We start from the raw sequence: 20,453 nt of genomic DNA, 5'->3' as shown, positions 1-20,453 counted from the left end.
CACATCAGAATGCAGATCCAGATCACCGCCCCCACCAGCAAGGCAGGGGCGATCCACCAGCCCGAAGGCCAGTTTGGGCGGGGCGTCACTTCAACGCCTTGATGGCCGCTCGGGCCTTGTCGAGAAGCACATCCTCAGTCGCACCGAGCTTCTTGATCGCGGTCGGGCTCGATCGCTTGGCGTATTCGACAGCGGCCTTTGCCGCCTCAGCCATGGGTGCAGACGCAGGGGCCTGTGCGGCGCCGGTGGTGATGGCCTGATTGAGCGCATCACGCAGGATGGCCTCGGCGCGCAGGCCGACATAGCGGCGCACGGCCATGAGCACGATCGCCACCAGCGCCGTGAGGCCTGCGGCGATCAAGTCGGTCAGCATCGGCGCAAGCAGGACCAGCGCCGAGTCGAGGTATTGCAGGACGTTCATGGGGTTTCCTTTCAGCCTTCAGGGAGAAGCGGGGCCCAGGTCTTGGGACCGCAGATGCCGTCAGCCGTCAGGCCAGCGGATTTCTGAAATGCGCGCATGGCTGCATCGGTGCGGGCACCAAAGATGCCATCAGGCGTGACTTCATAGCCGAGGGCGGCCAGCAGGCCCTGCGCCAAGGCCACGGCCGCACCACGCGAGCCGCGGCGGATCGCGGGATAGTCGGGCTCCGGCGTCAGGGCGTTTTCATAGTCCAGCGCGATATCGGCGATCTGGCGGGCGCAATCGGTGCCGTTGATGATGCGCCGGGCGCTGACATAGTCGGCTTTGGCGGCGGCGATGTAGTGCGAGAGCTTCTTGCCGGTGAACCAACCATCCCGCGATCCGCGCACCAGCACCTCGGCCGCGATCTGCGGATCCATGGCGCGATCCGGATCGGTGATCAGATCGACACCGATCTCTTGCCCGGCGCGGATGTAGTTCCGTTCCCAGGTCAGCTGCACGAAGCCGCGCCCATGCCACGGGTAATAGCGCAGACCCTGCCTATACCGTTCGGCCTTGGCCCCGAGGTAAAAGGCCTCTTCGACGGGCTGCATCGTCCGGTTGGTTTCCCAGAAGGACGTGGCCAGCACATAGGCCGTCTGTTGAATGGACAGGCCGAGCCGGTCGGCTGTCGCGATGATCAGCCGGGTGTGGCCCAGATCGAGGTCGGGCATGTCAGTCTCCAATGAAAAAGCCCCGCACGATGGCGGGGCCGTAGGGGTCGATCTATCGACCGATCAGAAGAAGTGGGCGAAGAGGCCGGGCAGGATCAGGAACAGCAGGCCAGCGATCGGCACCCCGACCGCGAGCGTGTGCCAGAAGTCTTCGCAGGGGCTGGCCTTGGGCCGTCGCAGGATGGGCTTTGCCGCGCCCTGCGTGTCATTTTCCCGCTGCTTCATCCGGTTCATCCTCCCTGGCAAGGATCGGCTTGCCCGAGGCGAGCCTCTCGATGATGGTCACGGCCAACAGGCCGACGAAGAAGGCAGAGGCGCAGAGCATCCCGAGGGTACCGCTGCTTGGGCCGTTCTCGGGCAATTCCCCAAGCCACGGCTTGAGCAGCTGCGGCCCGAAGGCCCCGACACAGAAGGCCGTGACGCTGCCGATGAACACGACCCGCATCCCCTCGCGCCAGGTCGTCTTGAGGGCGGCGGATCGAACCGCGCCGCCCAATGCCCCGAATACCGCGAGGATCAGCCCGCGCTCACTGAATATCGTCTGGAAGTCACTCACCGCTGCCCCGCTCGTATCGGTGTTTCGCATAGAAAAACCCGCCGGCGGCGGGTGGATGGTCGTCAGGGTGGCGGCGTGTCAGGCCTGTATCTGCGCCGCCGCCAAGAACAGGGCATCAATCTGCGCCTCGGTCATGCCAATCGCCGCAGAAAGAGCGGCAATGGTCGGACTGTCGCGGCGGAACACCTGCGCATCGGCCCAGGCGATCTGCGCCAGCGGGTCGGCGGCAGCAAGAGCCGCCTCGACCGAAGGCAGAAGCCCTGCGATGTGCAGCGCTGCGCGCGCCTGAAATCGGCTCACCTCGGCCGGGATGACCGGCGCACCGGGGTTGTAGGACTGCTGCCAGTCGATATCCCCGATCGTCGTGGCCTCGTTCGGCTGGGTCAGACCCGGCGCGTCGACAGGGCCATCCTCGACCAGATCAACCGGCGCCGGGAAGCGGATGGCCTCGGCGGCATCGGAGCCGTGAGGCAGAAGCAGCGTCAGCACGATCTGGCCATCCTGCCGCGTGACGTCCGACGCCACCATGGCGCAGGACACCGCGGCACGGGGCAAAACATGGCCCTCGGCCAGCTGACTGAAGTCGAAGGCCTCGCCATCGATGACAAGCGTATCGCCCTCGCGGGCAAGCGAAAGCGAACCATCGGCGAAGATGGGCGAGAAATGGATGCGCATGTGGTTGTCTCCTTAGTACCAGCGGCCATAAGCGAAGAGTCGGGCCTGGCGCGCGGACACGCTGACCGAGGACATGATGGCGTACAGAAAGCTGGTACTCCCACCGCTGTTTCCTGCAATCCAGCAGCGCACATCATTTGTGGCGCCGCCTGCGGAGACAACTGTGCCTGACGCGAATGCGGCAGGGTAGGTCCAGGTCTGGCTACCGGACGTGAACACGTTCCCGCTCGCTGTCGTCGCATCGTGGGTGTACTCCGGGGATTGGCAAATCTGCGTCCCGTCAGCAAAACGCACATAGGCCCCGTTCGCGTTGCTGCCGCGCTCTATTATCGCCCCGGTCGGGATGCCGCCCGACTGGCTTACCGTGCCGAGGATATTGAGGCTGTCGTAGACCTTGGCCCATGCCGAATACGTCGTGTCTTTGGCCCGCCAGAATAACGCCTTGGATCCCCCGGTTATAGAAGCCAGCATCTGCATGCCGCGCGCCGATGCTGACCGTAGCGACAGCCCGACGTGCGCATTACCACTCGTCGGTGCGTCTGTCGGAACGCTGGAGACCGAGGCATTGCCGAGCACATGCGTCGTGTTCTCCGCTGCTGCAAACGTCTCGGCAGAGGTGAGGTTTACCGCCGAGCCTCCGATGCCGAAATCCCCCGGCACCATGACTGTGCCGGATAGATCATCCCGAACATCCTTCATCCATGCGAGAAATGCGGAGCAATCGGTCTCGAATGTCGCGGGGTTTGATAGCGTCGGCGCCACCGGCGCGACTGGCAGGATCAATGGCATCAGATGAGTTCCTCAGTTTCGAGCGTGGCAAATGACACGCCACCGGAGTTCAGGGGGATGCGCAGCGGCTTGGCGAGACCGTAGACCGCCAGTCCGCGATTCATCAGCGAGGCGTCGGCATAGAAAAAGGCGGGCTTTGCGCGTATCTCACGGATCGCACGCCTGACCTGATCCTCTCCACCGACCGGGATCGCAAACTTGAATGTCACGGTATCGTAGGCATCGCGCTCGACGATGAACACGCTGCCCCACGCATCCCGCTCCCGGACACTCATGTCCTCAAAACCAATTTCCGTGTCAGCTATCGTCCTGCCAAACAGGCTGTTCTTGCCGACGACGATTTCACCCACCTCGGCCGTGCCGACACCTGCGTCTATGGTGATGCGCAGCGTGTAACCGGTATAGCCGGGGATATCCTCGAACACGACGCGCTCAGAGTACTCAGGCGCATAGGTGAAGTAGGTGAAGAACGACGTTATCGGCGATCTGTCGACCAGCTGGATTGTCTGATCATAGATCTGCACGGCACCGGCATCAGACACGCGCACACGGACAGACCCAGCAGACAGCCCGACCAGCGCTACGGCGGTGCAAATCGACGGCAATGTCAGCGAAACATCGATCGTACCGGCCCTCGTCGTCGATTGCCCCGTTCTCTGGTCAAATGCGCGCCAGCGATTGGTTGCGCCGACGCGCACCCACCACGTCGACGTCGTGTCAGCAGATGGGTCGTGGTTGGTATTGCTTGCCTGTACGCTCTCATAGATCGAGTGCGTCGACGTCATGATGACCCGCGCGCCCAGGGCGTAGGTCGTTCCTGACGCCCAGACGGGATAGTCATTTTCAGTCACGTTGGACGATGCCATCACCGCATCGGTCACGGTGATCGGCGCAATCATCTTCATAGGCTGTTACTCCGAAAGGGCGCGGCGTTCCTCGCGGCGCAGAACGGATGCGGTCGTATAGGTGTTGCCCTCAATGCTCAGACCGAGCTGGCGCTGCTCGCGGCGCATCTGCGCCAGTTCCTCGCGCATGGCACGGAACTCCCGCATAAGCCCGGTCATGTCGAAGATGTTGCGGGTCTGGCTGGCGCTGTAGATCCGCGACGGGCCGGTCGCTTCCAGCTCGGGCCCCTCTTCACCCACCAGGCGCAAGCCCCCGGCGTGATAGCCGCCATCGGCGAACTTCTTGACCTTCTTCTTGACCGTTTCGACCTCAAGCGCGCCGGGGATTTCCGAGAGCGGCGTGCCGCCCTTGGATGCTGCCATGATGTCTTTGACGGTCAGGTTCGGGTTGTTGTAGATCCGCTGCCAGAAGCCGAGCAGACCCTCGGCCCATTGAGGCGCCGGTCCTGACACGTTGCTCGGACCGCGAAGCCGATCGAGATAGGCCTGCTCTTTCGACCCGGTCGGGTCATAGACCGTGCCTTTCAGCAGATCGCCGCTGTCAAAGTTGACCAGACGATTGCGCAGCTGATTGGTCGTAAGGCCTTCGGCATCGATCCCGGCAATGCGCGCCATCCGGGACAGGTCCTTGTCATCGACAAAGACGTCGCCCGCCTTGTTCTTCGTCAGGTTGCCGACCAGAGCATTCAGACTTGTGACGGCAGACTCGTGCTTCTGACGCGCGGTCTCCGCGCGGATCGCATCGCGCAGGTCATCCAGCGCAGAGCGCAGGCCCTGCATCTGCCCCTTGGGCAGCAGCGAGGTGGCACCTTCAAACCCGGCGACATTGACGCGCAGGATCTTCCGATCGAGATCGCCCAGCTGGGTGCGCAGCAGGTCCAGCTGCTCGGCGCTGATCGTCTTGCCTGCATCCATCAGGGCCTGCAGTCGTTCGATCAGGGCGAGTTGCCGCCCTTGAATGGTCGCGATGCGATCGAGCTTGTCGGCCTGCGTTTCAGTCTTGTTCGCGACGAGACCGAGAGCCGCCGCAACACGGGCCTGCGCCCGGGCCGCCTCGAGGCGCGTGCCAGCCGTCGCGCTGACACTGTCCAGATAGTTGCCCGCCGTGCCGGTCAGATTGCCGGCGGCCGTCAGGTCACCAGCACGGGCCGAGGCCAGCGTGGTCATCCACTTCATCTGGTTGTAGGCGCGTGCCTGCATCGGCGAAATCAGGGCCGAGGCGGTCCCGCGCAGCTTGTCCAGATAGTCGCGGATGCCGTCACCGGCTTTGCGCCACTCCCCGGCCGCTGCCTGATTGGCCTGAATCGCCGCAGTCAGGCCGGTGGCGATCTTGTCCATGATCGTCACCACCCTGCCCTGCAACCGCTCCATCTCGCGGGTCAGGTTCGACACTGTCGGCAGGATCTGGTCCATCACACCCGACAAGCCGATCAGCGTGGCATAAAGCTTGTGCGAACTCTTGTCCGAGAGGTCGAGGCTCTCGATCAGGGCGCGGTACTGCTCACGGGTCCGGGGCATCGACACGCCCATCTTGCGCAGTTCCTGCCCCGTCTGGCGGGTCAGCGTGCGGATGCGTTCGCCATCGGTGTAGAACGTCTGCCAATAGGCCTGCACCGCCGTGCCCATCGACTCGGCGCCACCGAACGCCTTGGCAAGGTTTGAGGCCACGTCACCGCCGCGCAGACCGACCATGTCGAAGGTATGCCCCAGCAGAAGCGCGACCTGGCGCACTGCGGTCAGGCTGGAGGAAAGACGGGTCAGCGTGTCGAGGGCCGTCTCGCCTGCTTCGGTGTAGCGCTTGGTCCCGAGGATCAGCTCGGCCATACCGGAACCGGCCTTTGCCATTTCGTCCTGCAGCGCCTGCAGGGCCTCTTCCTCGGTCATGTCCTTCGTGCTGATCTTGAACTCGTAAGCAAAGCCCTTGATCGCATCGGTACCAAGGTCGAGCACGCCAGCCATGCCCTTCACGCTCTTGCGCAGATCACCATAGGCCGCGCCGATGGTGGACTGCACCACCGGATCAAGCGCCTCATAAGAGGTCTTGTCCGAGCGCAGAAGACCGCCCTTGTAATACTTGTAGGAAGACCCGGAGAAGCCCGAGCCACTGAAGGCGCCGCTGATCCCGGTGTCCTTCAGCTCGCGACCGAACAACTTCTTGCCAAGCGACACCACCATGCCGATGCCGCCAATGATCGCCCCCACCGTACCCATCATGGACCCGAGGCTACCGAGCGAGCCCATGATCCCGCTGGCCGTGCCTGCGGTTCCGGCGGCCTGACCGCCCATCCCGAGCCAGCCACCCACGGTGCCGAGAAAACCCTTGCCGCTGTTGAGGCCGGTCATCAGCCAGCCATCCTCGGCAAAGATCCCACCGAAGTTGCTCAGAGTGCCACCGGCACCAGCCGTGCCACCTGCAGCGCCCGGCGTGCCAGCGGTCCCGGTGGGCGCGATGCCCAAGGCAAGCATGATCTGGTTCTTGGCCGCATCGGCGATCATCTGTTTCAGGACGCCCTTGAACAGATCGCCGAGCCCTTCGATGTCCTTGCCGCCCGACACTACGAAATCCGCGAAGGCATTCGACAGGTCACCGACCATCGGGATGCTGTCGGCGAGATCGACGTTCAGCTTCTTGATGGCCTTGGCCATGTCCTCTTTCGACAGGCGACCTTGAAGCTGCAGCAGCTCGGACATTTCGCGCTGGTAGCGGTTCATGGGATCGATGGTGTCGAGCCACTTCTGCGCTTCCTTGTCGAGCGAAGCCGACAGTTTCTCGCTTTCCTTTGCAGCCGCACTCTTGCCACCACTTCCCGCCTTTGCAGCGCGCTCTGTCTCTGTCCTCACCTTGATGGCTGACTGCAGCTCGCGCTCGGCATAAACGACAGCCTCCTGGCTGGCGAAATTCTTGCGAACCATTGTCTCAACAATACCCGCGTCGACCCCTGCAGTCCGGTGGGCATTTCGGAACGCCTCCTTATCCAGTTCAAGCCCGCGCAGCTTACCCGCCACAACCTCATCCTGACCGGATTTCACTGCCGCGATCTGTGCATTGATGACCTTGAGTTGCCGGTCGGCCTGCTGAGCCCCGGCCACAGCCGCTGCGCCAAGTTGCGCCGCAAGCTGAGCAGCGGAGGCTGCAGCATATCCAATGGAGGCCGCGAGCCGATCGAACTCCGACGCAAGGGAAGTGCCAAGTCCGACCGAACTGTTCAGAATTGCATTCATGCGCTCGGCGGCAACGCCAGTTTCCGCCGCGGAACGCGCCGCTTCGACAAGTTCCGGCGGCAGCTTAGCACCGGCGGCGTGGGCAGAAAGGAGCGATTGCGCCAAGTTCTTTGCGGCAATGGCGGCCTGCTCAGGGCCCGCCGCCATTGAGAGATCAGACAGCGCGTTTGTGACTTGTCGAGCCTGGCCAAGGGTCAGACCATATTCATCCCCGAGCTTCTGAACCGCCTCCTGCGAGAGATAAATGGTCTCTGCACGGAGTGCTGGCGGCAATTCGAGGGTGGCGTAGTCCCACTGGGCGATCATATCGGTGACGCCCTGCAGATCACCAGTCAGCGACTTGATCGAGGCCGAAAGGTTCTGGTCGAACTTGATGCGCTCTAGAAGGGAAAGCGCGTCATAAAGCTCGCGACCGCGCGCGGCTCCCATGCCAAATTCCGCAAAGAGTTCAGCCGAGGTGCCGCGGGCCTTGGCCGCGTACTCCTGATATGACTGCAAAGCCGATCCGAGATCCGCGACAGTGTCAGAGGTCTTCGCTGCAGCCTCGCCGATATCGAACAGCATCGGCGCAACCGCGAAGGCCACTGCTGCGAAAGTCCCGATCAACGAACCTGCCAGCGCCAGCTTCCCGCTGAACCCGAGAACGCCCATTAGCTGAGGGAACTGCTGCGCAAAGGCCATCATCGCAGACTGACCGCTTGCCACCTGTACCGCGAAGTCTTGCACCTGGAAGCCTGCATTGGTGATCGCAGGCGTGAACTTGTTCACACCAGAAGTCGCTGCATTTGCGGCAGGTCCAACTGAGAGATACCTTTGATTAGCCATCTGCAGGACGCGTGCGGCCTCTTCCTGCTTGATGATCCCCGCCGCCACTGCGGCAGTCAGGGTCTCTTGCGCCTGCTCATAGCGCTTGCTGCTGGCATAGAGCGGGTCGAGGGACGTACGCAGGGCGTCATAGCTTTGCTTGGCAAGCATAGTCGACTGTGCCTGCTCGCGCTGCGCCGCCTGCGCCCTCTCAGCCGACGTCGCGACCCCCATATACTTCGACGCGGCCTGTTCCAGCACCATGTTAGCCGTGCGCTGGCTGGTAACACCGGCGTCGACATAACCCGAAATCTGGCGCTGCAACTGCGCATAGCGTTGTGTGGCCGCATAGGCTGGATCGATCGAGGCGCGCAGATGCTCAAATGCCGCTGCCTGCGACCGCGCCGAAGCCTTCGAACCATCCAATGCACGCGAAATCTCGGCGCCCATCTGCTTCGCGGTATTGGCCGCACCTCGGGCACGCGTCTCAAACTGAGAGACATCAAGCCCTAGCGTGGCTTTCATCTGCGCAGAAGTGGTCATGCCATACCTCGAGACGGGCCGCCCAAGGGGCGCCCGCGGTCATTGCGGTTGATCAGGAAAGCGGCGCGTCACGCGCCAAGTAGCAGTTTTGGCATCGGAATTGCCCAGTTCGCCCAAGTGGCCGGGGCCACCCGCAGACCATCACTCAATTGGCACTGGGCTGCAAATATAGTCGAGAAGACCGCGGATCACGGCGCTTGGATCACCAAGCCTCGCAAATTCGAGCATGGCCTTTTCCAATCGCGGTCGATCGGAAGAATGACTCGCAACAACCGACTGGATCGTCTCTGATGATACGATCCATATCTGATTCTGAGCTTCTTTATCCATCATGTTGACCGCCTCCATTGTCTGTCCGCACTGCAACAAGTCAGACCTCGCAACCTTTTCCGAACTCCACGAATTTGGAGATCGACCGTTCCTTCCTGCTGATGACGCAAAGTCAGTCATGGAGTTTGAGCGATCCGTAAGAAGAGCCAACACCAGTACTGACATCCTCCCCAAGCCAAGTAGGCATCGCCTTGGGGCCGACGACCCAGTGTCCGTCGCCGCACTGCTGATCTGCCAAGCCTGCTTTCTTCCGATATTGGCAACTGTTGAGATGAGCAGGATCGAGCTCATCAACCATCAGAAAGAACTTCATAAGATCGGCACAGGTCGAGCCAATACGCGATTCACCATGGACGAGCTTCGGCTATTTCCACAACCGAACTCTTTGCCTGTCCACTCATCATGGCCTGAGCGCGTTCAAAGACTCATGCCAGACATCGAACGGATGCTGCAACAGAGCTTCGACCCCAGCATCGCGGTTGCGACCTGTAGGACCGTGATCGACCTTTGCACTAAAGACTTGGGCGGAACCGGAAAGAACATCGCCGATAGAATTGACAGCCTGCTAGTCAAGGGCGTGATAACAAAGCCAATCGCTGATTGGGCTCACCACATCCGAAGCCTCGGCGCAAATGCCACACACGATGCAGATGGCGGAGAAGACGAGGCGAGAGCCTTTGCAACCTTCCTGCGGTTCTTTCTTCGAGCCGCATACGAACTTGGCGCGGACGTCAAAAGTGCACTGACATCCAGCGAACACAAAGCCTGACGACTGCGCCACACTATTCACACCAAAACATCGCCCTCCGCCTCGATCTCGACCGGCGACATCGCAAGCGGGTCCTCCCCTGCGACTCGGGCCTCATGATAGCCGCGACACATGTCGAACAACGCTTCGGCTTCCCATGGCTCCGAAATCCGGCCGGTTAGATCGGCGAACGACTTGATCTCTGACCAGTCTGTAGGGGTGACCGACATGCCGTTGTTCCGCGTCGGCCCAAGCCTGAAAAAGGCCTCGATCAGATACTCGCCTTCATCGAGTTCCGGCAGGCCCAGCGGTTCCTTCAACCGCTGCGCCCGCTTCAACCAGCTCTCGCCGCCGCAGTCCTTCGGCACGGCATGCAGGTGCCCCCACTGCCGCGCCGTCAGGATCAGCTTTGCGATGCGTTTCCCAGGTAGTTCGCGCGATCGGTCGCGAACTCGATCACCTGTTCGACAAAGGCCTTCTCGCCTTCACGCCCATTGATCAGCTGCAGGTTCAGGAACCAGTCAGCATCGGCGGCGGTGGCAGCAGCCTCCCCACGCGCGACATTCTCGAATCCGACGATCAAGGGCTTAGCACCATCGACCATCGCCTGATGCAGATCCTCAAGGGTCTGGGCGCTCTCGGCCTTCTTCGGACCCGACAGCTTTGCATTGCGAACCGCACGCAGGGCCGCTTGCGCTGACCGGCTTTCCGAGCCGAGAACCAGCACGATGCAGGGCTTTTCCTGGGCCTTGTCAGCGAAGAGCAACTCTCCCGTTGCGGGATGCGTCAGGTGCAGGCGGCCAGCGACCTCGGCCGCAGCGCGGCTGTCGAACTTGGTGAAATCCATATCTGTGTTCCTTGCGGTTCTGGTTCATGGTGGGCCGCCGAGGCTGAACCACGGCCTCGACGGCCCGATCACACCCCGGACACGGGGCGCGAAGGCGTCAGGTGCGGATCGTCGGGCTGTTCACACGAACTTCACCGGTGAACCCCTTGTAGTTGCTTGACGTTCTTTCGGTGTCGCGGACATTCGCAACCTTGCCGTAGAAGTAAGAAATCCGGCCATCCGGATCGACGATGCGGAACGAGACCTCATTGTTCCCGTTCGACTGCGCCTTGAGGATCGGCTGACCGAGGTCGTCCGCGTCGGCGCGGATCGTGAAGGGCACAGCACCGCCATCCTTCGCGCCGTTGACGTGCTCGATACGTCCATCGAGCAGATCGACAGTCGTATCGGCAGCCGTATCGCCCACTTCACCGAAGGAGGCGATCTTGCCGATGGTGGTGTAGACCAACGCGCCGAAGCCGGCCGAGTCGACAGTCGCGGGGACACCGACCACACAGCCGATGGTGGCCCCGATGTAGGAAATGGCGTTCGCCATGGGATTGCCCTTTCTTGGCATGCGATCAGGGTCGCCCGCGGCGACTTATGCTGATCCGGTTTTCAGAGGTGCCCGCTGTTCGGCCCGATCGGGCCAGCCCGCGGACAGCGGCAATCAGGATTTCTGGCGAGGGGCCTTGCCTGCGGCAGTCGGCTCAGAACCGGCTTCCACGTCTTGGGTTGCGGGCGCAGTAGCGACGACCGGCGCCGAGGCTTCCGCAACCTCGGGTGGCGGGTCGAGTTCTGCAACCAGATCACCGGACAGGACCAGGCCATTCACTTTGGGCCAGTTATCCGTGCAGCCGATCACCTCGTTCGTGGTTTCCAGCTGGCCCTGCGCAGGGACAACGTGCCGGGTTGGCAGAACGATGTCGCGGCGCGTGGAGTTGATGAGACGTGCCATCGCAGGCCTCAGAACGTAAGCAGCGCGGCCACAAGGCCGGTGCCGGTGATGCTGATGGCGCCCTCGAGATAGGCCGCAATGGTGTCGAGCGGGATGGCGCGGACGCCGCCGGCCGGAATGGAGCCGACACTGTAGCCCGCCGAAAGATCGACGTTGCCCACCCCTGGAACTGCCTTCGACGTCGCCCCGGCGCCATCGATGACCGACGCGACCGCGCCAGCAGTCGGGTTGCGCAGGATCAGGATCTCGCCGTTGCCCGGCGCATAGACAAAGTCGTTCGAGGCACCAAGCGTGGTCTCGGTCACGGTGCGCTGGCCGGGGCCGCGCATCTGGGTCTTCGCGATGGTCGCCATGGGATGTCCTCATTGGCAGGGTTTCGGGGAAGCGTCCGGCCGCGATCAGCAGCCGGGCGCGGGTGTCAGGCGAGTGTCCCGTCGAGGTCGCGGAACCAGGTGACGCGGAAGTCCACCAGGATCGTCCCGACGCGCTGCTCGCCCTCGCCATTCAGCGTGACGGTCATGTTTTCGGGCAGGCAGCGGAAGTCGGCATTGAAGAACGCGGCGACGATGCATTTCTCGATCGCATCGCCATCCAGATCGAGGATGTCTTCCAGATCATCCCCGCCGAGGCGCTTCACCACGACCTGAAGCAGCGTCGAGCGCTCCATCACGCCCATGCTGTCCATCGCCGCCCGCTCTTGCGGGGTGACGACACCGATCACCGGCAGAATCTCGGCCGGGATACCACCCGCCCAAGCCGAAAGCTGCGTCAGCTCGCCCATGCGCGGATCAGCCGACAGCGCCTGACGCGCAAGGGCACGGAATGCAGACCTCTGGCTCAATCGAAGATCCTTTCCAATTTACAGATCAGGAAGGCATCCTCGGCGGGCGATCCTGACGGGTCGTGATCCAACACGGCATAGATCTTGCCATTCCCAGGCTCGACCCGGTCGCCCTTGGCGATTTCCGGCACGAGATGGCGCTGCACCCGCCATGTCGGGGCAACGATCAGGACAGGGTGCCCGTCCTGATCGATCGCCTCGGTCGGTGCCTCGCGAAACACGCCGGGAATGCGCCTCGCACCGCCGACTCTCGGCACGTAGAGGATATCCGGTTGGCCGAAGGTGCCGACGATGATCCCGGACATGCCGGAGAACAGGCCGGACACGGCGTTAGCCGTTCAGCCGGACGCGACCAATGGTCTCGCCAGCACCGCCGCCGACTGCCGCGACGGCCTTGCCGATGAGCGTGTTGGAACCCACCGTGGTGGTGCATGCGCGCGCGGCGTTGTCCCAATAGATCGCAGCGCCGACCGTCCAGGCCTGCGATGCTGCCTTCACGAGATCGAAGGTGCCGCGCGTGACAAGCACGACCGTGGCGCCGTTTGCGGCATCGGCTTGCGCGACACCAAACAGGGTGCCGACCAGCGCGCCAAGGCCCGAGGTGACGGCATACGGGGCGGCGACCGTGACGGTATCGCCGTTGTCGACGTAGTTTTTCATGTTCAACCCTCAGGTTTCATGGTTGCAGAACGACGAAGGGCGGCACGATGGCCGCCCCTTCGTCACATCAGGTCAGTCCGGATCAGGCGCCGGCGTTCTTGTAGAGGGTGCGGAAGTCGAGCGGAGCAACGCCCGCATCGATGCGGACCTTCATCTCCACCCCGTCTGCCGTCCACATCTGCTGCTGCTCGATGAAAGGCTCCTGCACGCCATTCAGATAGCCAACCGCGATGGTGTCAAAGGCACGCTGATCAGCGGCCAGATACCAAGCGGTGGACGAGACAGCATCGAGGCGGCCATCAACGATCAGCTCAGCCATGCCCGCAACAGGGTTGGTGGCATGCCCCTTGTTCGCGGTCGGCTCGAAGCTCGAGGTCAGCAGCTGCATCGAAACCGTTTCCAGTGCCGCCGGAACAAGCATGTATTTCGGCGCGATGTTCAGCACCGGCCCACCTGCCTTTTCACGCTGGGTGCGCATCGCAGTCCGCGCCGCCGACATGGTTGTCACACTGGGCGCACCTACCGTTCCTGCCAAGTTGGCATGGGTGGCATGGAACAGCGCAACACCGTCAGACATCACAGGGTTGCCATTGATCACCGCAAAGACCAGATCGCCGATCGTGCGGCGTGCGGCACGGCCGAGCTTCCGCGGAACCTCTGCAAGCATCCCCATTTCATCGCCAAGGATGGCCTCACGAGTAATCCTGAAGAGCTGGCCGTACTTGGCGAGAACGATTTTCTCACTGCGGTCCGACACAGTGCCGTACGTGTAGTTGGCGCCCTCTTCGACCTTGGGCAGGGAGGAAGTGAGGCCCAACCCGACAACGGATGTTTCCTTGAAGTCGCTGAGTGGGATCGCGCGCGTGAACAAAGGATAGGTTTCGGGCTGCTCATCCCAGCCAGCCAGTGCAGATTTGCCCTGAATGTTCTGCAGGATTTTGCCGAAGTCGCTGGTCGAATGAGCGCCAGCCATGGTGAAGGCATGGCCCACCATTTCAGAGGCCGTGGTAAAGCGGCCATTGTGGCCCGACACGATCAAGCATTCGCGCGCCATCTCGGCCAGCGAAAAGCTGGAAAACTCGTTCCGCTCGCCGCCTTTCAGGCCTGCCTTCATCATCAGGGCGCGCTCGGCACCCTCGCGGAACTTGTCACGCGCATCTGCGGTGATCGTGGCCGGGCGGTGACCCGAATGGTTCGCGCCGCTCATGGTCGCGTCTCCCTCTTTGCGTTTCGTCAGGACTTCGGCCAGCGCCTGTTCGGCGGAGAGGCCACGGGTGATCATGTCGAGCGCCATCGTCGGCTCGAATCCGGCCATGGCCACGGTGTCGCGGATGCGCGCCGCGCGCTGGCGATCAGCGGCCGATGCCGTCACTGTCTCAGGTGCGGGCTGTTCTTCCTGCTGTCCCTCGCCGGATTCGGTTTGGGTCAGTTCCTCTTCGGCGGCCTCCACCGCCGGCGTTTCGGTGGCTTCTTCCGCCATCGTGGTCTCCTGTTTCGGTTTGCGGGGCATGCCCGACATCATGGCCACAATGGCCGCCTTTCCGGGCTGTGCGCCCAGAACCTGTGAAGCCTCGCGCAGCGACTGCGGCGCGTGGGCGTAAATCCTGTAGTCGAACCGCGCGACCGGCTCGGCCTCGACGGCCTCATCGACGGCCGTCGCAAAGCCCATCATCAGCGCGGTAGGTCCGTCCATTACGGTTTCGTCGCGCATGATCTGCCGAGCTTCCTCGACACTGATCCCGGCGCGCTTCGCATATACGGCAGCATAAGAGCGCGAGATAATCTCGAGTTGCTTGGCTGCTCGAGTGTGATCGTCCGCCGTCCCACGTCCATCGGTCCCCGGATTAGCCGGGTCATGCACCAGCATGTAGCTACCAAGGCGCATGGTGATCGTGTCGCCCGCCATGGCGATCAGGCTGGCGGCCGACATGGCCACCGCATCGATCACCACATGCACCTCGTCTGGATAGTCGACCAGCATGGTGTAGATCGCCTGCCCTTCCGAGGCGATCCCGCCACCGGAGTTGATCCGGACAGTCAGGGGGCCTGACACGCTGTCCAGCTGCTCGCGCACCTGGGCGGCGGTGAAGAACTCTTCATCCCACCAGCTGCCCCCGACGCTGCCGTAGAGCCTGATCTCGTTCATGCCTCATCTCCTTTTTGAGGGGGCGCATCTTCGGGTGGATAGGGCCGCAGCCCCTTCACCGCGCCCGCATCGCTGTCGAAGATCAGCCCTGCCACGCGGTCGGCTGCGCGCTCTTCGACAATTTCCTCGTTGACCCGCTCCGGATCGTATCCGAGCCGCCGGACGATCTCGCCGCGGCTGGTGAACCCTGCCCGCACCTGGTCGGCCATGGCCGGGATTTCCCGGGTCGGATCGACAATCACCCGCGGCGGCGGCACCCAGTCCAGCGACACGCTGGCCGGATTCTTGCCGTTCACGATGGCCCAGTCTTCGATGATCCAGCGCCCGATCGGCTGCATCATCTGAGGAACCATCATCAGCCATTGCCAGCTGCTGACGTTCCGATCCATCTCCATCCGCGCCATGCGCGCCGAGGAAAAGTTGACGCCCGAAAAGTCGTTGGTCACAGCCTCATAGGTCAGGCCCATGTCCGCACTGACAGCGCGCATGACCCAGCGGTAAAATTCTTCGACGCCTGTCACGCCGGGCGGTGTGCCAAAGCGGATATCCTCACCCGGCTGCAGGCTCTGCACCCGACCCGGCGACAGGCTGGAGAGCCCGGCAGGGTCCTGCGGATCGGTGCCGGGATGCTCGGCATCCGGCGCTACACGGAATGCCGTGAAGCAGGCCGCAATCTTCTGACGCATCAGGTGGGCATCTTGCCCATCTGCAAAGTCCTGCAACCGTAGCGCAACCGGCGCAAACCAGCTGACACCGCGCATTTGTCCCGGGCGGTCCTGACGGTAGATGTGCAAGACCGAATCCGCCGGGATGCGGTGGCTTTCCCAACGACGACGCAGCGACCCCATCGCGCCGGGATGCTGCGAGAACAGGTAATAGGCTACCCTGCGCCCGATCCTGTCGAACTCGATCCCGCCTTCGACAATGTTGCCGTTGTCCAATTGGCCATCGCGGCTGTCGTCCAGATAGTCGGGCTCGAGGATCTGGATCTGGAACGGCAGCGGCAGCTTGTCCGAAAGGTCACGCGGGCGCCGCCGGATCAGAACCTCACCGGCCTCGACCACGGTGTTCATCACGAGGCGCTGCAGGCCATAGAGGTTCTGCCGGCCATCCGCATCAATCGCCGTGGTGTCGCAATGCGCCTCGATCGCCGCCAGCAGGCTCTGGCGAGCAGCCTTCGACTTCCCCCTTACTTTCGGGATGATGCCATCGCCCACCACATTGTTGGCCACAACGCCCTGCACACGGCTTGCGAAGGCCGTGTTGCGCACCATGTCCCGCGCAATGAAGGCCAGCCGCTGACGGGCCGGATCGGCGGCGGTGTCGGCGTCACTCGCGGCAGGACGCCAGGACGCCCCGCGCCGACCAGCCGTTGCCGCCTCAAAGTGCATCACGGCCTTCAGAGCAGCCCTAGCCCGCACACGGCGTAGCGCAGCCATCGGCGCGACTGCCCCGATTGCGCGGTCAAGCAGGTTCATACCCAATCCCCTCAGAGGCCGCGATCAAAGGTCGGATGAAAATGCGTCGGGCGGGCACTTGCCGCACCAGCCATCGAGGCTTCCGCCATCGCGAGAACGCGCTGCATCTCCTCGAGGCTGCGATACTTGACCCGCTCCTGACCGTTCTGGACTTCCAGAGCGCCGGTGGCGATGGCTGCGCGCAGCGCGTCGACCTGGGCTTGCGTGTAGCTCATATCCAGTCCTTCCGTTCGGGCACCCATGCGGGGCCATCATCCACTTGCGGCGCTGCGGTTGGCCGCGGCGCGATCTGCCCAGATACCGGCGGCACGGTGGGCGGTTCCGGGGTCTCGGCCACCGGCTGCGGCGCTACAACCGGGATCGCGAGGCTGAACAGATCGCCTTGCGGTTCCTCGGCTGGTCCGCCACGTTCGGCATCGAGCTGGTCCCAAGCCGCATCACTCATGTAGGTCCACTGTTTGTAGCGGGCACCGGCTTCAGCCATGATCATCGTGTCGAGCGCCTCGTTGCGGCGCCCCGCCTCGGCAATCACCCACCGGCTGACCATCACGCCCGAGGTGGCCCGTTTCAGGATGCGCACCTCAGAGGTGATCTGACGGTAGTATTCGTCGCCAAGACCTGCTGCGAACCGGCAAAACCCACGCTCAGCCGGATCAACCTTGTCGAGCCATGTGTAGAAGTCCGCCTTGAGCTGGCTGACCCCCACCACGAACCCCTGCTTGCGCTTGCGCCGCGCCATCCGATCCGTGCGCTTGTCGAACTCCATCCGCTTCAGCGGCGGTGCCATGGCGCTGGTGGCGCCTTTGGTCACCATGACCCGCGTGAACGGATGCGTCAGCGCCCAGTCCCAGACATCCTCGGTGTAGGCGCCACCGTCGATCGCCAGCACGTCGAGGCCGATCCTCCGACCGGCTTCGGTGCGCCAGCTGCTTTTCAGAAGCTGGTTCAACGCGCCACGGGCCTCATCCGTGCTGATGTGGTGCGGGATCACCTGATTGTCGATCACCCACCGCCGATAGTTCCGCCCGAAGGCGACGATCTGCACCTCGATACGGTCGCCCTGACAGTCGACACCAGCCGCGAGAATGACACCCGTTGCCGGAACCATCCCCCGCTGGATCGGCCGCCCGGTCTCGCTGTCCGCGTTCTCGACCCGGTCGCGCAGCTTTTCCCAATCCGGGCCCTTGCTCGCCTGCTCATAGGGCAGACCCAGGACGTCGTTCCAGAAGGTCTGCTCTGTTTGCGCGTCCACCGGATCGCGCATCGCAGCCTGCCCCGCTTCGGTCAGCGCCAGCCCTGTCCAGCCCATCACTTGCGCGTATTCCACTGCGATGCTGGCCCAGTCCCGCTGCGGAACATAGGCGCGCCAAAGATGGAACCCGGGATGGTCACCAGCGGGATTGTGTGCCACCCACTGTCCCGCCGCGACCATCGCGACCTTGTGGCTGTGGTCGATCACGCAACCGCAAGCCTCGCAGGTGAAATGCGCCGCCGACAGCCGTTCGGGCTGCAGGTTCTTCCGAAAGTTCTCCCATGTCAGGGGAGCCATGTTGCCGCAGTGCGGGCATGGCACGTGGTAGAATTCCTGCGTCGACCGGGTAAAGGCCCGCGACACTCGGCACGTCCCAACGACCTGAGGCGTCGAGATGCGCACGATCTTTGCATCCTCGAAGCCCGCCGCCCGGCTGACGGCCAGCTGCTCGGGATCACCCTTCGGCGTCATTTCGAACTTCGACACATCGTCCATTAGGACGAGGCGCCGGGTGGTGCCGGCCAGGTCATCCGGTGACCCGGCAGAAACCACTTTCAGGCTTCCATCGCGCCGGATGGTTTCCTGATTGTGTAACGTGTCGGTCTGCTCGCCACGCCCGTCCCCGAAGATCAGCCGCAGGCTCGGGGCCTGCCGCCGCATCGGCATCCATTTGGTCCGCACCCATTCGGTCGCCGAAGATGTCGTGGGATGCACGACAAGACTGTCGAGCGGCCCATATTCATGCCAGGCGGCGACGGTCGGGTTCAAAACCGAGACAGTCTTGCCCCATTGCGCCGACCCGCGCACCGTCACTTCCCGGCAAGGATGCTCAGGGGACAGAACGTCATGGATGCGCCGCAGGAACGGAAACCTGTCGATGCGGAACGGCCCGGGAAACGGCGACCGCTCGTCAAACTCGATATTCTCTTCACACCAGCGCGTGATGTCCGGCGGCGGCGGCGGCAGGATCGCCAGCGCGATGCCGCGAAGCACCGCCGATTCCGCAGAACCAAGAAACCCCATCAGCCGTTCGCCTCTTGCTCGGCCTCAGTCATCGGGGCCGCCTGAGATTCGGCGGACAGCGCTTCAGCCCTCTCCCCGCGATGCGCACGCCAGACCTGCATCAGGATCTGCCGGGCCTCCCGGAAATCGACACCCAACCGATCGGCGATAGCGCGGGCGCCGTCGCGGATCACGGTTTCGAACTGCCCGATCTCACGGGACAGCAACTTTGCCGTCGACCGTTCGACCTCTTCGGCGAGAACCCACCGGCCCTCATCACGCTCATTGTCCCGGCGCTTCCGCCGTGCATCCTCTTCGGCGTTCTGAATGCGCGCCAGCTCGTAGCGATCAGGATCGCGCGGCGATAGCGCGCCATCCGTCTTGGCCGCAGGGCGCGGCCGCATATCCGCCGGAGCGTCACCCGGATCACCTAGATCGGTCAGCGCCCGCTTGGTAGAGGCGCCATTGCCCAGCATCTGGCCCGGATCGAGGCGCCCTTGCAGTGCCGCCTGCACTTTCGACAGATCGAAGCGCCGCGAGCGACCCTCGCCTTCATAACACCCGACGAGCTTCCCCTCGGACAGGTATTGCGATACCCGCGCTTTCGAGACGCCCAGCCGGTCAGCCAGTTGCGTCGCATTCAGCATCAGGCATCCCTTTCTGTGCATTTCTGCAAGAGTTAAGCCGCCCTTTTCGTGTTTAGCCGGGCAGTTAAGGCTTTTCAGCGAGTTAAGCCGGGCTGAACCTGCGGGGTGCGAATTACCCGCGCTACCGAGGTGCCCCGGAAGGACCCGAAGGCCTACCCGAACCGCTTCGCCATCATCTTGGCCAGCGTCCGGGCCAGATGATCCGGCATCTTGGCCTCGAAGATCCGCCCGGCATTATCGAAGAAGCCGAGGCGCTGTTGATAGACCGGCACCTTGGCGCTGATCACAGCAACCACGCCGATCTGCCCGCTGGCCTCGCGCTTATAGATCGCATTGGCGGTCAGCCCACCCTTGGGCACGAAGTAGCGTGCCCTCGCCCGGTGCCGCTTCCGCGATGCCGCCGTGCTGTTGGCCGTGCCATCCCGCTGCGCCTGCAGATCCGACAGCACCCGGCTTTTCTCACCCGAGGACCAGTTGCCATATGCATCGAGCCGCGCATTGTCGGCGGGCACGATGGACTGGATGATCCCCTCATAGGCCAGACTGCGAGACAGCAGCGTCTCGAACCCGGTTTGCGGGCGCGGCCCACCCTCTTCCTCGACCCGCAGGTAGTGGCGCGAGGCCGAGCCAGCCCGCTGCTGCACCACAGCCTGCAACCCGGTCGGGTTTGCCTTGACGACCTCGAACGAATTCAGCGTCCAGCGTGTCGGGCGATCGAACACCACCTGCATGCGCTTCTGCACATCGAGGCGGATATCCTCGGCCATGTCGTTCAGTGCCCAGGTGGCAGCGATACGCAGATCACGCTCGGCCATCTGGCGCAGGGCAAGGGTGAAAGGCCCGGTGTCGATGGACATAGACGTGTCCATGTCCCAACCCCCCTAGAAATGCGTGCGCCCGGTAGGGTGTATCCCTCCGGGCGCACGTCTCGATGATG

General features: G+C 63.2%; 24 protein-coding genes. 1 reads left to right on the top strand and 23 read right to left on the bottom strand.

Annotation, left to right across the window (positions count from 1 at the left end; translation table 11 throughout):
- Positions 1-85 precede the first annotated feature (85 nt).
- The 9 genes from FQU74_RS05915 to FQU74_RS19255 form a co-directional block, all read right to left on the bottom strand.
- Positions 86-421, bottom strand: coding sequence for a hypothetical protein (locus FQU74_RS05915; protein ID WP_146285486.1), 336 nt, complete (start codon positions 419-421; stop codon positions 86-88).
- Between the two features lie 11 nt (positions 422-432).
- Positions 433-1,134 (bottom strand): peptidoglycan-binding protein, encoded by a 702-nt coding sequence (locus FQU74_RS19265; protein WP_158635543.1) that lies wholly within the window; start codon positions 1,132-1,134, stop codon positions 433-435.
- Between the two features lie 63 nt (positions 1,135-1,197).
- Positions 1,198-1,359 carry a hypothetical protein gene (locus tag FQU74_RS19260; protein ID WP_158635542.1) on the bottom strand — a complete coding sequence of 54 codons (162 nt, stop codon included), beginning with the start codon at positions 1,357-1,359 and terminating at the stop codon, positions 1,198-1,200.
- Positions 1,340-1,720 carry a hypothetical protein gene (locus FQU74_RS05905; protein WP_146285485.1) on the bottom strand — a complete coding sequence of 127 codons (381 nt, stop codon included), beginning with the start codon at positions 1,718-1,720 and terminating at the stop codon, positions 1,340-1,342. Before FQU74_RS05905 ends, FQU74_RS19260 begins: the two co-directional genes overlap by 20 nt.
- A gap of 48 nt (positions 1,721-1,768) precedes the next feature.
- A complete protein-coding gene (locus FQU74_RS19440; RefSeq protein WP_188781562.1) occupies positions 1,769-2,365 on the bottom strand; it encodes a hypothetical protein in 597 nt (198 codons plus the stop codon).
- 12 nt (positions 2,366-2,377) lie between these two features.
- Positions 2,378-3,154, bottom strand: a complete 777-nt coding sequence (locus FQU74_RS05895; RefSeq protein WP_146285484.1) for a hypothetical protein — start codon at positions 3,152-3,154, stop codon at positions 2,378-2,380.
- Positions 3,154-4,059, bottom strand: coding sequence for a hypothetical protein (locus FQU74_RS05890; RefSeq protein WP_146285483.1), 906 nt, complete (start codon positions 4,057-4,059; stop codon positions 3,154-3,156). Before FQU74_RS05890 ends, FQU74_RS05895 begins: the two co-directional genes overlap by 1 nt.
- Before the next feature lie 6 nt (positions 4,060-4,065).
- Positions 4,066-8,628, bottom strand: coding sequence for a hypothetical protein (locus FQU74_RS05885; protein WP_146285482.1), 4,563 nt, complete (start codon positions 8,626-8,628; stop codon positions 4,066-4,068).
- 141 nt (positions 8,629-8,769) lie between these two features.
- Complete coding sequence (locus FQU74_RS19255; protein WP_158635541.1) at positions 8,770-8,961, bottom strand: hypothetical protein; 192 nt, start codon at positions 8,959-8,961, stop codon at positions 8,770-8,772.
- Between FQU74_RS19255 and FQU74_RS05880 the strand changes: the two genes are divergently transcribed.
- A complete protein-coding gene (locus tag FQU74_RS05880) occupies positions 8,960-9,727 on the top strand; it encodes a DUF4145 domain-containing protein (RefSeq protein ID WP_146285481.1) in 768 nt (255 codons plus the stop codon). The genes FQU74_RS19255 and FQU74_RS05880 overlap by 2 nt on opposite strands.
- Positions 9,728-9,744: 17 nt before the next feature.
- On the opposite strand, the gene FQU74_RS05875 is transcribed toward FQU74_RS05880, so the two are convergent.
- The 14 genes from FQU74_RS05875 to FQU74_RS05810 form a co-directional block, all read right to left on the bottom strand.
- Positions 9,745-10,074, bottom strand: a complete 330-nt coding sequence (locus FQU74_RS05875) for a phage tail assembly chaperone (RefSeq protein WP_146285480.1) — start codon at positions 10,072-10,074, stop codon at positions 9,745-9,747.
- Positions 10,075-10,109: 35 nt separating this feature from the next.
- Complete coding sequence (locus FQU74_RS05870; RefSeq protein WP_146285479.1) at positions 10,110-10,553, bottom strand: hypothetical protein; 444 nt, start codon at positions 10,551-10,553, stop codon at positions 10,110-10,112.
- Positions 10,554-10,650: 97 nt separating this feature from the next.
- Positions 10,651-11,088, bottom strand: a complete 438-nt coding sequence (locus tag FQU74_RS05865; RefSeq protein ID WP_146285478.1) for a hypothetical protein — start codon at positions 11,086-11,088, stop codon at positions 10,651-10,653.
- Positions 11,089-11,202: 114 nt separating this feature from the next.
- Entirely contained in the window at positions 11,203-11,490 is a 288-nt protein-coding gene (locus FQU74_RS05860; protein WP_146285477.1) for a hypothetical protein, read from the bottom strand.
- A gap of 8 nt (positions 11,491-11,498) precedes the next feature.
- Positions 11,499-11,843, bottom strand: a complete 345-nt coding sequence (locus FQU74_RS05855) for a hypothetical protein (protein WP_146285476.1) — start codon at positions 11,841-11,843, stop codon at positions 11,499-11,501.
- 65 nt (positions 11,844-11,908) lie between these two features.
- Positions 11,909-12,331 (bottom strand): hypothetical protein, encoded by a 423-nt coding sequence (locus FQU74_RS05850; RefSeq protein WP_146285475.1) that lies wholly within the window; start codon positions 12,329-12,331, stop codon positions 11,909-11,911.
- Positions 12,328-12,657, bottom strand: coding sequence for a head-tail joining protein (locus tag FQU74_RS05845; protein ID WP_229704311.1), 330 nt, complete (start codon positions 12,655-12,657; stop codon positions 12,328-12,330). Before FQU74_RS05845 ends, FQU74_RS05850 begins: the two co-directional genes overlap by 4 nt.
- A gap of 4 nt (positions 12,658-12,661) precedes the next feature.
- The gene (locus FQU74_RS05840) at positions 12,662-12,991 is read right to left on the bottom strand and encodes a DUF2190 family protein (RefSeq protein WP_146285474.1); all 330 of its coding nucleotides are present in this window, start codon (positions 12,989-12,991) and stop codon (positions 12,662-12,664) included.
- Positions 12,992-13,073: 82 nt separating this feature from the next.
- Positions 13,074-15,137: a ClpP-like prohead protease/major capsid protein fusion protein gene (locus FQU74_RS05835; protein WP_146285473.1), complete on the bottom strand. Its 2,064-nt coding sequence runs from the start codon at positions 15,135-15,137 to the stop codon at positions 13,074-13,076.
- Positions 15,134-16,615 (bottom strand): phage portal protein, encoded by a 1,482-nt coding sequence (locus FQU74_RS05830; protein ID WP_146285472.1) that lies wholly within the window; start codon positions 16,613-16,615, stop codon positions 15,134-15,136. Before FQU74_RS05830 ends, FQU74_RS05835 begins: the two co-directional genes overlap by 4 nt.
- 11 nt (positions 16,616-16,626) lie before the next feature.
- A complete protein-coding gene (locus tag FQU74_RS05825; RefSeq protein ID WP_146285471.1) occupies positions 16,627-16,830 on the bottom strand; it encodes a phage head-tail joining protein in 204 nt (67 codons plus the stop codon).
- Entirely contained in the window at positions 16,827-18,890 is a 2,064-nt protein-coding gene (locus tag FQU74_RS05820) for a phage terminase large subunit family protein (RefSeq protein ID WP_146285470.1), read from the bottom strand. The genes FQU74_RS05825 and FQU74_RS05820 overlap by 4 nt, the downstream gene beginning before the upstream one ends.
- Positions 18,890-19,516: a helix-turn-helix domain-containing protein gene (locus FQU74_RS05815; protein WP_229704312.1), complete on the bottom strand. Its 627-nt coding sequence runs from the start codon at positions 19,514-19,516 to the stop codon at positions 18,890-18,892. Before FQU74_RS05815 ends, FQU74_RS05820 begins: the two co-directional genes overlap by 1 nt.
- Positions 19,517-19,668: 152 nt before the next feature.
- Positions 19,669-20,385 carry a hypothetical protein gene (locus tag FQU74_RS05810; protein WP_146285468.1) on the bottom strand — a complete coding sequence of 239 codons (717 nt, stop codon included), beginning with the start codon at positions 20,383-20,385 and terminating at the stop codon, positions 19,669-19,671.
- Between the last annotated feature and the right edge of the window lie 68 nt (positions 20,386-20,453).

This window comes from Gemmobacter aquaticus (assembly GCF_007859075.1).
GTDB classification, from domain to species: Bacteria; Pseudomonadota; Alphaproteobacteria; order Rhodobacterales; family Rhodobacteraceae; genus Gemmobacter; species Gemmobacter aquaticus.
Note: the sequence above shows the minus strand (reverse complement) of the source record. Positions and strands in the feature narration are given on the sequence as shown.